Genomic DNA, 12,048 nt, shown 5'->3' with positions numbered 1-12,048 from the left:
CCCTGGGCCGGAGGCGGGGCGCCCCCCCCCCCCCCCCCCCCGGGGGCTCCGGTGGGCCCGCCGCGGCCGCCGCGCGACCGGCCGGCCGCACGGAGCCGGGCCTGCGGCGCGGGGCCGCCCGGCCCGCCCGCGGGGAGCCCGCGGGACTCCACCTCGTTCTCGAAGAGGTCGAGGACTTCACTCCCGCCGGGGGCCGGACCGCCGGGGGCCGGGGGCGGTGAACCGTACGCGGCCACGGGCATCGGGGGCGTAGGAGGCCCGGCCGCCGCGCCCGCCGTGTCCAACGTGCCCGCCGTCATATCCACGGCCACCGCCGGGGCGCCCGCGGCCAGGCCGTCCACGGCCCGGGCGCCGGGGCGGGGTCCCGCCGCGTCGTACCCGGCGAACAGATCGGCCAGGCCCGCAGGGGGCTCGCGCCAGCCGGACGGGGCCGGGGCCGGCTGGCTCCGCCCGATGCGGACCGACCGCAGCCGCGGCAGGTCGGTGCGGCGCCGCAAGTCGGCGGTGGCGAAGGCGATGCGCACACCGGTCCAGTCCTCGCCCGTGCGCTGGGCGACCGAGGCACGCAGCACCAGACGCGCCTCCCCGTCGCCCCGGCGGTGCGTCAGCCGGTAGGCGGGCACCCAGAGCGCGCCGGGCACCCCGTACTCGATCTCGACCTCCACCTCGCCGGTGTCGTCGGTGTCGCCGGCGTCGTCGGGGCCGGCCGCGCCGTCGAGGACCAGTACCGCGCACACAGCGGTCTCCACATGCGCCGCCGGAGTGTCGTTCGAGGCGCGGGCGTGCCGGTCCACGGCGATCGCGAGCTCGTGCTCGACCCGGCGCAGCTCCTCCTCCAGCTCGACAAGCCGGGCGTGCAGCTTGGTCAGCCGCTCGTCGACGAAGCCGGCCAGCTCCAGCCAGGCGTCGACCGGAGTGCGCCGGTGCGTGTCGTCGTCCTTCCTGCGGGGCGGCGGCACCGGGCGCAGCGCCTCGACCTCCCCGATCCGTGCGAGCTGCCGGTCCCGCCGGTCCCGGGCCGCCGCATGCTCTTCGCGCAGCCGCTCCACCTCGCGCAGCAGGGCGTCGGCCGTGTCCGTGCCGAGCGGCTCGGCCTCGACCTCCACCCGGGCCTGGGTGACGCGCACCCCGGCGGCCCCCACCACGCGCGCCCGCAGCGAATCGGGGTCGAGGGAACGCGGCAGATCCCGCACCCGCACCCGCCCGCCGGCCGGCACCCGGCCCCGTGCCCGGCGGCGGCACAGCGCGCCCTGCGCGTACACCACCACCGAGTCGAGCACGGATCCCCACGCCCCGCCGCCTGCCTCAACTGCCATGCCGTTCCCCGCCCGAGCCGTCTCGCATGCCGAGGGCAGCCTACGCCGCACGCGCCGGACACCGCCGGGGAGCCCTCGCGGTCCCGGCGGTGTCCGCCGCGGGCACCGGTCCGGCACGGGGCCGCACCGCCCGGCGTCCGGCCGGCTCCGCACGGGCGGCACGGGGCCGCGCCGCCCGGAGGGCGTGTTGCCGGGTCTCCCGGCGGGTCCCCTCGCCGCGGGGCCGCGGGTGCCGCATCGTGGGTGGGAGCGGCCGCCGCGCCGGAGACGGCCGTACCTGCCTGGTGCGCTGCAGCTGAGGCGCCCGTGAGGTAGGCAGGTAGAGGGAGTGAGTGCGATGAGCCGAGCGGAGCAGCCCTTCGGGCCGGCGGGCGCGGAGGACGGGGCTGCGGGTCCGAGCGGCCTGATGGATCTGCTGGGCGTGGCCGCGGTGCTCGTCGAGCCCGACGGCCGGATCGACATGTGGAGCCCGCAGGCGGAGGAACTGTTCGGCTACACCCGCGCCGAGGCCGTGGGGGAGTACGCCGCGCCCCTGCTGCTGCACCCGGAGCACCGCCGGTCCGGGCTGCGGCTGTTCGCCGAGGTGATGGTGACCGGCCGGGGCTGGGCCGGGGCCATGCCGGTCCGGCACAAGGACGGCAGCACCCGGATGATCGAACTGCGCACCATGCGCCTCACCGACAGCGACGGCGCGCATTTCGCCCTGGGACTGGCCACCGACCGGTCCACCGTGCGGCAGATGGAACGCAAGCTCGCCCTGTCCGAGAGGCTGGTCGCCCAGGCCCCCATCGGACTGTCCGTCCTCGACACCGATCTGCGCTACCTGGCCGTCAATCCGGCGCTCGCGGCCATGGACGGCCATCCCGTCGCCGACCACCTGGGCCGGCGGTTCCGCGACGTGCTGCCCGCCGAGCCGTACGCGGGCGTCGAGGCCGCGATGCGGAGGGTGCTGGAGGGCGGGGCCCCGGTGGTGGACCAGCAGGTGGTGGGCCCCACCGGCACCGACCGGGACGAGGAACGGGCCTGGAACATGTCGCTGTACCGGCTGGAGGACCACCGCGGCCATGTGCTGGGCATCGCCAATGTCGTCGTCGACGTCACCGACCAGTTCCGGGCCGCGCGGCGGGCCGACCGCGCCCAGCAGCGGCTGCGCCTGGTGGCCGGCGGCTCCTCCCGCATCGGCACCACGCTGGAGGTGGAACGCACCGCGCAGGAACTCGCCGACGTCGTCGTCCCCGACCTCGCGGACATGGTCGCGGTGGACCTGCTCGACTCCCTCCTGCAGACCGGCCGTACCGGCCTCGGCGAAGGCCCGCCGCTGTTCCGCGCGCTCGCCGTGAAGACCGCCTACCCCACCGACGCCGCCCAGGCCATCGTCCCGCCGGGCCACCTGACCACGTACCACGCCGACCACCCGGCCGCCCGCTGCATCCGCACCAGCCGCCCCCAGCTGATCACCCATGTCAAGGGCGACTTCGCCCGGATCGCCGCCGACCCCGCGGCCGCCCGGCTGCTCGAACGGGCCGGGGTCCACACCGACATGGCCGTCCCCCTCATCGCCCGCGGCGAGATCATCGGCGTGATGGCGCTGGCCCGCGCCCGCAACCCCGTGCCGTTCGACGACGACGACGTCGCCCTCGCCCTCGAACTCGCCTCGTCCGCCGCGCTGAGCATGGACAACGCCGTGCTGCACCAGCACATCCGCAGCACCGCCGAGACCCTGCAGCGCAGCCTGCTGCCCCGGCTCTCGCCCCACCACCCCGGCCTGCAGGTCGCCGCCCGCTACCGGCCCGCGCAGGCCTTCAGCGAGGTCGGCGGCGACTGGTACGACGCCATCCCCCTCGACGGCGACCGCACCGCGCTCACCGTGGGCGACGTGATGGGCAGCGGCATCCCGGCGGCCACCACCATGGGACGGCTGCGGACCGCCACCTCCACCCTCGCCGACCTCGACCTCGGCCCCTCCCTGATCCTCACCCACCTGGACAAGATCGCCCGAAGCCTGGACCCGTACCTGGCGACCTTCCTGTACGCGGTCTACGACCCGCACACGCGCCGCCTGGTGGTGGCCTCCGCCGGACACCTGCCGCCGGTGTTCCTGAAGGCGGGCCGGCCACCCCGGCTGCTCGACCTGCGCGTCGGCACCCCGCTGGGCGTGGGCGGCGTCCCCTTCGAGACGACCACCCTCGATATGAACCCCGGTGACCAGCTGATCCTCTACACCGACGGGCTGGTCGAGACCCGCCACGACCCCATCGACGAACGCCTGAACTTCCTTCTGCGGCAGCTGTCACCGCCGTACGGCTCGGTGGAGGAGACCTGCGACCGGCTGCTCAGGCGCCTGCCGCACCCGGCCGGCCACGACGACGTGGCCCTGCTGGTCGCGGGCGCACAGCCGCTGCAGGCCGACGGCACCGGCCCCTACGCCGCACGGTGACACCGGCGCCGCTCACGAGCCGGCGCCGTTCAGCATCTGCGGCACGGGCCGCTCCGGTCACGAGGTCGGCGACGCGGGCGGCGTGCGGCCCGCCAGCACGTCCTTCAGCCGCTCGGTGCCCTGCTGCAGCGCGGCCTCCACGGAATCCTTCTCGCCGCCGTTCAGGCCGCCCGCCGTGACCGTGAGCGCGTCCGAACCGACGCGCACCACGCCGATGTCCAGGGTGAGCGTGGCCGGCGAGCCGTCGACCGTGCCCTGGACCGTCACCTCCAGACCCTGCCGCTCGTCGCCCTCGTCGGGCAGCTGGTACTCGACCACCTGCACGGTGCGCTCCTCGCCCCCCGACGCGGTGGCCGTGAACTGGTCGCACTTCTCCGGCAGGGACTCCAGCCAGTTCATCGAGTCGTCCAGCTCGGCCCGGTCGTAGGCGGCCACCTGGTACAGCAGCCGCGAGTCGCCCTGGGTGAACCCGGTGAGCGCCGAGGCCCCGGACGGCTTGCCCAGCAGCTCCTCGCTGTAGAGGCCGTCGAGCAGCCGCTGGCAGTCGGCGGCGTCCGCCTCGGCGGTGATGAAGTCGTCCACGTCCACGTCACCGATGAGCAGGCTGTCGCGCCACTTCTCCGCATCGTCCACCTGCGTCCAGTCGTCCTCGATGTCCGCCTCGGTGATCAGCGCCGCCCGCGCGCCCTCCTCGGTCAGGTCGCCGGCGGGCGTGGTGGTCTGCCGGGCGGCGGGAGCGGCGGCCCGGGACTCCTTCGGGGACGCGGCGACCTCGGCGGACCGGGTCTCCCCGTCCCCGCCGTCGCCGGAGCAGGCCGCGGTGGTCAGCAGGGCACCCGAGGCCACCACGGCGGCGAGGACACGGACGGTGCGGGACGGACGGATCATGATGTGAAGCCTCCTGGCAGCACGGATGTCTGCCCCCAGCGCACCACCGGCCGCCCCGGCCGACCAGCGCGGTACGGCCGTCCGGGGGACAGGGTGTCTCAGCCCTTCCCGTGGCGTCCGGCCGGTGGCACGGCAGCCCCGAGGCGGCGTCCGAGGAACGGCTCCTGGGAGAGCACGGCCCCCACGGTGAGGGCGACGGCGACCGCCACCGCCATCACGATCAGCCAGGACAGCAGCACGAACACCGAACCGGCCGGACCGTACTCGGCGAGCGTCCGGTTCAGCGCCCGCGGCATGTAGAAGTGCGCCGTCACCGACAGGCCCTCGACCGCGAGCGCCGTGAGCACGGCTCCCGGCAGCAGCGGCCCCCAGCGCACCGCGCCGCCCAGCAGCAGATGCTGGGTCCACCACCACATCACCGTCTGCATGACGAAGATGACGACGATGGCGACGACGGCGAGCACCACCCCCGCGTCGCTCACACTGTGCAGCCACCCCTGCAGCACCAGCGCGCCCAGCCACAGCGCGATCCACGCCACCCACCGCCACGGGGCGACCTTGCATAGGCTCGGTCCGTACGTGTCCGACGGGATGGCCCGGCCCATGGTCCTCGACCTGCTGCTCATCGCCCTCGCCATCACCCTCGACCCCCTGCCGCTCATGGCGTTCGCCGTGGTGGTGGCATCCGCGAGAGGGACACGGGCGGGACTGGTCTTCATCGCGGGGTGGACGGCGTGCTTCGTCGTGGTGATCACCCTGGTGCTGACGCTGACCGGCGGCCGCCCCCCGGAGCCCAGATCGCCCCCGTCCACGGCGCACCTCGCGCTGAAGCTCCTCGTCGGCCTGTGCCTTGTGGCGTACGGCATCCACCGGCACCGGCACCCACGGCCGCCCGCCGAACACCCCGCGGACCGCGAGCCGGGCGACGGCGGGCGCGGCGGCACGGACGGCAGGGCGGGCGCGGGCGACGCCGCATCATCGGGCTTTCTGACGTCCCGTATCGAACGCGGCGTGATCTGGCCGGCCGCGGCGCTCGCCGTCCTCCTCCAGCCGTGGGGCCTGGTCGCCGCGGGCGCGGTGACCGTCGTGGACGGGGACACCTCCAAGTCCGACACCTGGCTGACGCTGGTGGCGTTCTGCGTCATCGCGACGGCCGGTCTCCTCGCCGCCGAGCTCTACGCGCTCCTCAGGCCGGAGGCCGCCGCGGAGCGCCTGCTCGCCCTGCGCACCTGGATGACGGACCACGCCGAGCGGGCGATCGTGACCGGCAGCGTGGTGACCGGCCTGTACCTGGTGGCACGCAGCGCCTACGGGCTGGCCCGGTGACCACCCTCGTCCCCGTCCCGCCGGGGCGCGGGCCGGCCGCCTCGCCGCGCTCTATAGGCTGATCGCGTGGCCAGAGCAGACAGGGACAACAGCGGGGCGGACACCGCACAGCCGGCCGGACCCGCGTCGCCGGGCTCCGGCGAACCTCGGCCGCGCCCGTGAGCCGCTCCGGCCGCCCCGGAGGGGAGCCGTACGTCGTCGACGGACGCGCCCGCGTGGACGTCACGCTCGCCTCCGCCGCCGACAGCGAGGAGGCCAAGGAGACGACAGCGAGGAGGCCAAGGAGACGATCGCCCGGCTGCGCGACGCGGTCGGCTCGGTGCCGGGCGCGGACGCCCTCGTCGGCGGCTACACCGCCCAGCAGTACGACACCCTGCGCACCGCCGAACGGGACCGCGCGCTGATCGTCCCCGTGGTCCTCGCGGTGATCTTCCTCGTCCTGGTGGGCCTGCTGCGCTCCCTGCTGGTGCCCGCCCTGCTGGTGGCCACCGTGGCGCTCAGCTTCCTCGCCACGCTCGGCATCGCCTCCCTGGTGTTCACCCACGTCTTCGGCTTCACCGGGACCGACCCCTCGGTGCCGCTGTACGGCTTCGTCTTCCTCGTAGCGCTCCGCGCCAAGGCGTGGTGGCCGGGCCGGCTCGGCAAGAAGCCGTAGCGGCAGCGGCCCTCATGTCCGCCCCCGGCACGGCATGTTCCGTTGCCGGGGCGGACTCGCGTGGCGGGGGCACCTGCACGGTGACAGCATGGAAGTGGTGCTCCGTGCCGCTCCGCACCCTCGTGAGGAGGGCTGGACATGACCCAACGTCTGGTCGTCTGCTGTGACGGCACCTGGAACTTCGCGGACCAGCCCAGCAAGACCAATGTCGCCAAGGTCGCCCTGGCGGTGAGCCGGGGAACCGTCGCCGGCAAGGAACAGCGCGTCCACTACCACAGCGGGGTCGGCACCCGGCGGCGCGAACGGCTGCGGGGCGGGGCGTTCGGCGTGGGCCTCTCTCGCAACGTCGCCGCCGCCTACCGGTTCCTCGTCGAGGCCTACGAGCCCGGCGACGAGCTGTTCCTCTTCGGCTTCAGCCGGGGCGCGTTCACCGCCCGCAGCCTCTCCGGGCTGGTACGGCACTGCGGTGTGCTGCGCCGCGGCCACGCCGACCGCATCCCGGAGGCCTGGGCGCTGTACCGGGACCGCATCGAGAAGCCCAACGGAGCGGCGGCCACGCTGTTCCGCCGCTCCTACGCCTACGAGACGGACATCCGGTTCATCGGGGTGTGGGACACGGTCGGCGCCCTCGGCATCCCGGTCCCGGACGCGGCATTTCTGCGGCCCGCGGCGGACCGTTTCAACCGCCGATGGGCCTTCCACAACACGGAGTTGAGCAGCTGGATCCAGGGCGCCTTCCACGCCCTCGCCATCGACGAGCAGCGCTCGGCGTTCCGGCCGGCCCTCTGGCACCAGCAGTCCGGCGCCGCAGGGCAGGGCCAGGAACTGAAGCAGGTCTGGTACCCCGGCGCGCACTCCGATGTCGGCGGCGGATACAAGGAGACCGGCCTCTCCGACATCGCCCTGCTGTGGATGGTCGATCAGGCCCGCCGGTACGGCCTCGAATTCGACACCGACGTGCTCAGCGACGCCGGACCGAAGGTGATGAGACCTCAGGAGAGCATCGACTTCCAGGTACGGCCGGACAGCGCCGGCCCGCTGCACTCCTCACGCTCCGGCATCTACCGGCTGTCCAGGCCGCTGCACCGGCCGCTGGGCGCGGCGGTGAACGACGAGGGCGAGCCGGACGGGAACGAGTTCCTCGCGGTGCCCGCCAAGGAGCGCTACGACCGCGACGCGGGCTACCGGTCGCCGGAGCTGGAGCGGTATCTCACCGCCCAGGACCGGCTGCGGCTGGAGCCGGTGCTGCTGCCCGGCCTCGCCCATGGCCTGCCGCCCCTCCCGCCCACGACACCCGCCGACGCGCCCGAGGGACGGCTCCACAAGTCGCCGTGACCACAAGTCGCCTTCGTCCGACGGGCGCGATCGTCCCCGTGTGCAGGACGAAGGCCTGGCCGTCTCATCACTACCTCCGATGTGGGGGGAGGCCAAGATCGTAGGGAGGCGCACCCGGCGTCCGAGCCGGGTTGGGGGGCGGATCACCCCTGAGGGTGGCTGCGGGCGGGTGGTGCTCCGCACCCTGTGATAAGGGGCCACTGTTGGAACGAGACGGTTCGTCTTGCTATGGTGGCGGCATGGCTTTCTTCTTCTTCTTCGTCTGATCCCGGGCACGGCCGATGCCGCCGTCCTGCCTGCCCGCAGACCCTTCGCATGCCCAGGGAAAGCCATATGCGCGACCGCGCCCGTACTCCTGCCCCCACCGCTGCCCGCCCCACCGTCACCGCCGCCCGGCCGCCGTGGCGCAGCTGTCCGTCAAGGACGTCACCAAGACCTACGGCACCCACACCGTCCTCGACCAGGTCACCTTCACCGTGCGCCCCGGCGAGAAGGTGGCCGTCGTCGGAGAGAACGGATCCGGCAAGTCCACCCTGCTGCGGCTGCTCGCCGGGGCCGAGGCGCCGGACGCCGGAGAGATCACCGTCAGCTCCCCGGAGGCACCGGACACCTCGCCCAGACCCTCGGCCTCGACCCGTCCTGCACCGTGCAGGACGCCGTCGACCTCGCCCTGTCCGACCTGCGGGACCTGGAACGCCGGCTCCGTGCCGCCGAGCAGTCTTTCGCCGACGCCACCGATGAACAACTCGCCGCCTACGGCGACCTGCTGACCGCCTACGAGGAGCGCGGCGGCTACGAGGCCGACGCCCGGGTGGACGCGGCCCTGCACGGTCTCGGGCTCGCCCGGATCACCCGTGACCGCCCGCTCGGCACGCTCTCCGGCGGTGAGCAGTCGCGGCTCGCGCTCGCCTGCGTGCTGGCCGCAGCCCCCGAACTGCTGCTCCTGGACGAGCCGACCAACCACCTCGACGCGGCAGCCCTGCACTGGCTGGAGGAGCGTCTGCGCGCCCACCGCGGCACCGTCGTCGCCGTCACCCACGACCGCGGCTTCCTGGAGCGCATCGCCACCACCATCCTCGAGGTCGACCGCGACGAGCGCACCGTGCACCGGTACGGCGACGGCTGGGCGGGCTACCGCGCCGCCAAGGCCGCCGCCCGCCGCCGCGCCCAGCAGCGGTACGCGGACTGGGTCGAGGAGGTCGAGCGGATGGAGGAGCTGCTGGAAGCCGCCGGGCGGCGCCTGGCCACCACCGGCCGCGACCCGAAGCAGGGGTTCGGCAAGCACCGCCGCTCCAGCGAGGCCAAGCTCGGCGGGCAGGTGCGCGCGGTACGGGAGCGCCTGGCCCAGCTGCGCCGCAACCCGGTGCCCGAGCCCCCGCAGCCGCTCCGCTTCACGGCGGCCCCGGCCTCCACCGGCGCCGCGGCTCAGGGCCCCCTCGCCGAACTGGAGAACGTACGCGTCGCCCAACGGCTTCACCTGGACGGGCTCCTGACGGTCCAGCCCGGACAACGGCTGCTCGTCACCGGCGAGAACGGCGCGGGCAAGACCACCCTGCTGCGCGTTCTCGCCGGAGACCTCGAACCGGACGCGGGGACGGTGCGCCGCACCGCCCGGATCGGCCACCTCGAGCAGGAGCTGCCCGCGCACTCCACCCGGCTCCCGCTGCTCGCCGCCTTCGCCGCCGGGCGGCCCGGGCTTCCGGACGAGTACGCCGAACAGCTGCTGTCCCTCGGGCTGTTCCGTGAGGAGGACCTGCACGTCCCCGTCGCCGCCCTCTCCGCGGGGCAGCAGCGGCGCCTGCAGATCGCGACCCTGGTCACCCGGCCCGCCGACCTCCTGGTCCTCGACGAGCCGACCAACCACATCGCACTGGACCTGGCCGAGGACCTCCAGGCCGCGCTCGCCGAGTACCCGGGCGCGGTGGTCGCGGTCTCCCACGACCGGAACTTCCGCGCCCGCTTCGGCGGGGAGCGGCTGGAGCTGCGCGAGGGCCGCAGGATCTGAGTCTCACGGCTCACGGCCGACGGCGGGTCAGCGCTTGGCCGCGACCCCGGCGATCGAGACGTGCGGGGCGTCCTGATCGGGCCGGCCGGGGTCGGGACGCCACTCGACCGTGGGAACGACCCCCGGCTCCACCACGTCGAGCCCGGAGAAGAAGGAGGCGATCTCCTGCGGCGACCGCAGGTGATAGGTGTTCGCCGACTGCCGGTTGTACACCTCGACCGCCCGGTTGAGCGCCTCGTTGGTGTTCGTGCCGTCGCTGAGGGCCAGCCAGCTGCCCGCGGGCAGACCGTCCAGCAGGGCGCTCACCAGCTCGGCCGGGCGGTCCTCGTCGGAGATCTGCCCCAGGATGCCCAGCATGGTCAGCCCCACCGGGCGGTCCAGGTCCAGGGTCTTCGACGCCTCGGCCAGAATGCGGTCCGGGTCGCGGACGTCGGCGTCCACATAGGCGCAGGCGCCCTCGGGGCTACTGGTGAGCAGCGCCCGGGCGTGCACCAGGACGAGGGGATCGTTGTCCACGTAGACGATGCGGCTCTCCGGGGCGATCCGCTGGGCCAGTTCATGGGTGTTGTCGGCGGTGGGCAGCCCGGTGCCGATGTCCAGGAACTGGCGGATGCCGGCCTCCCCGGCCAGGAAACGCACGGCACGCGCGAGGAACCTTCGCTGCTGCCGGGCGACGGAGGCGAACTCGGGGAAGGTCGCGAGGATCGCCTCGCCCGCCTCGATGTCGACGGGATAGTTGTCCTTGCCGCCGAGCAGGTAGTTCCACACCCGGGCGGAATGCGGTCGGTCGGTCTGCAGCCGTGCCCTGAGATCGTCGTGTGCTGGTTCCATGCCGACAGCTTCACACAGAAGCGTTGCGAAAGCCGGTCAACTGCGCGCCCGGCCCTTCGGCTTCGTCGCTGCCGGAGGCCGCCTGCGAGAGATTCTGGGTCTGACGCGGTCCTGACAACGGACAATTTCCGTGGCACTCTGCCTCACGCACGTCTGTCCGCACCGCTCTTCATCCCCCACCCTGCCGGGACCCGCGCAACGGAGCCCGGCACGGCAGAAGGAGACCTGCGTGAGACGACACCGCACTGCCACCGGCGTCCTGCTGGCCGCGGGAGCCCTGTTCGCCGGCGGGCTGATGAACTCCGCCTCCGCCAGCGCCGCACCCTCCGGCACCGGCGCAGCTCCGTCGGCCGAGTCCCGTACCGTCCCGCTCGCCGAACAGCGCGCCTCCAAGACCTTCTGGACCCCGGAGCGCATGCGCAGCGCCAAGCCCCTCGACCTCGAGCTGGCCTCGCCCCCCAAGAACCTCGAGGCTCCCGGCGCCGGCCACCGCACGCCCACGGTGGTGCCCGCAACCCCGGCCGCCTTCCCCCAGCCCGGCGGCCCGTGGACCGGCGGCGGAGCCGTGAAGACCACCTCGGGCCGGGTGTTCTTCACCTTCCAGGGCCGCACCGCCTCCTGCTCCGGCAACGCCGTCACCAGCCAGAACGCCAGCACCGTCATCACGGCCGGGCACTGCGTGAAGTACCAGGGCAGCTGGCACACCAACTGGGTCTTCGTGCCCGCCTACGACAACGGCAACGCGCCCTACGGCCAGTGGACCGCCACCCGCACCCTCACCACGCCCCAGTGGGAGGCGAGCGAGGACATCAACCACGACGTCGGCGCCGCGGTCGTCGCCCCGCTGAACGGCAAGAAGCTCACCGACGTGGTGGGCGCCCAGGGCCTGCAGTTCAACGGCGGCTACAACAAGCGCATGTACGCCTTCGGCTTCCCGGCCGCCTCACCGTACGACGGCTCCGAACTCATCTACTGCAGCGGCAACAGCTCCAAGGACTTCCTGTTCTCCCAGGACCACAGCCTCGCCTGCAACATGACCGGAGGCTCCAGCGGCGGCCCCTGGTTCACCGGCTTCGACGAGGCGTCCGGCACCGGTCTGCAGGTCTCGCTGAACAGCTTCGGCTACACCTTCCTGCCCAACCGCATGTTCGGCCCGTACTTCGGAGACACGGCCAAGGCCCTGTACGACAAGGCCCAGATCTCCTAGGGCCTGTCGTTTCGATCAGCCCGCGGACGCGGGGTCTGGCACGCGCAT

General features: G+C 73.8%; 8 protein-coding genes and 2 pseudogenes. 6 read left to right on the top strand and 4 right to left on the bottom strand.

The genetic code is table 11. From position 1 onward, the window contains the following. A partial coding sequence (locus tag ABD198_RS16695) for a DUF4140 domain-containing protein (protein ID WP_344001878.1) occupies window positions 1-1,316 on the bottom strand: 1,316 nt, incomplete at its 3' end. A 337-nt stretch (window positions 1,317-1,653) separates the two neighbouring features. On the opposite strand from ABD198_RS16695, the gene ABD198_RS16690 reads away from it, so the two are divergent. After that, complete coding sequence (locus ABD198_RS16690; RefSeq protein WP_344001876.1) at window positions 1,654-3,753, top strand: SpoIIE family protein phosphatase; 2,100 nt, start codon at window positions 1,654-1,656, stop codon at window positions 3,751-3,753. Between the two features lie 57 nt (window positions 3,754-3,810). Here ABD198_RS16690 and ABD198_RS16685 read toward each other — a convergent pair whose 3' ends face one another. After that, complete coding sequence (locus tag ABD198_RS16685) at window positions 3,811-4,641, bottom strand: hypothetical protein (protein ID WP_425580489.1); 831 nt, start codon at window positions 4,639-4,641, stop codon at window positions 3,811-3,813. Between the two features lie 98 nt (window positions 4,642-4,739). After that, window positions 4,740-5,180: a hypothetical protein gene (locus tag ABD198_RS16680; RefSeq protein WP_344001874.1), complete on the bottom strand. Its 441-nt coding sequence runs from the start codon at window positions 5,178-5,180 to the stop codon at window positions 4,740-4,742. Window positions 5,181-5,220: 40 nt separating this feature from the next. On the opposite strand from ABD198_RS16680, the gene ABD198_RS16675 reads away from it, so the two are divergent. From ABD198_RS16675 to abc-f, 4 genes and pseudogenes are all read left to right on the top strand, one after another. Then, entirely contained in the window at window positions 5,221-5,967 is a 747-nt protein-coding gene (locus ABD198_RS16675) for a GAP family protein (RefSeq protein WP_344001872.1), read from the top strand. 146 nt (window positions 5,968-6,113) lie between these two features. Further along, window positions 6,114-6,577 (top strand): annotated as a pseudogene (locus ABD198_RS16670) (MMPL family transporter); the annotation flags it as partial. Between the two features lie 183 nt (window positions 6,578-6,760). Beyond that, window positions 6,761-7,957, top strand: a complete 1,197-nt coding sequence (locus ABD198_RS16665; protein WP_344001870.1) for a DUF2235 domain-containing protein — start codon at window positions 6,761-6,763, stop codon at window positions 7,955-7,957. Window positions 7,958-8,238: 281 nt separating this feature from the next. Continuing rightward, a pseudogene (gene abc-f, locus ABD198_RS16660) lies at window positions 8,239-9,962 on the top strand (ribosomal protection-like ABC-F family protein). A 27-nt stretch (window positions 9,963-9,989) separates the two neighbouring features. Here abc-f and ABD198_RS16655 read toward each other — a convergent pair. Continuing rightward, window positions 9,990-10,793 (bottom strand): SAM-dependent methyltransferase, encoded by an 804-nt coding sequence (locus tag ABD198_RS16655; protein ID WP_344001868.1) that lies wholly within the window; start codon window positions 10,791-10,793, stop codon window positions 9,990-9,992. 229 nt (window positions 10,794-11,022) lie between these two features. Between ABD198_RS16655 and ABD198_RS16650 the strand changes: the two genes are divergently transcribed. Then, the gene (locus ABD198_RS16650; RefSeq protein WP_344001866.1) at window positions 11,023-12,000 is read left to right on the top strand and encodes a trypsin-like serine peptidase; all 978 of its coding nucleotides are present in this window, start codon (window positions 11,023-11,025) and stop codon (window positions 11,998-12,000) included. The last annotated feature ends 48 nt before the right edge of the window (window positions 12,001-12,048 follow it).

The organism is Streptomyces thermocarboxydovorans (genome assembly GCF_039524635.1).
In the GTDB taxonomy this organism is placed as follows: Bacteria; Actinomycetota; Actinomycetes; order Streptomycetales; family Streptomycetaceae; genus Streptomyces; species Streptomyces thermocarboxydovorans.
Note: the sequence above shows the minus strand (reverse complement) of the source record. Positions and strands in the feature narration are given on the sequence as shown.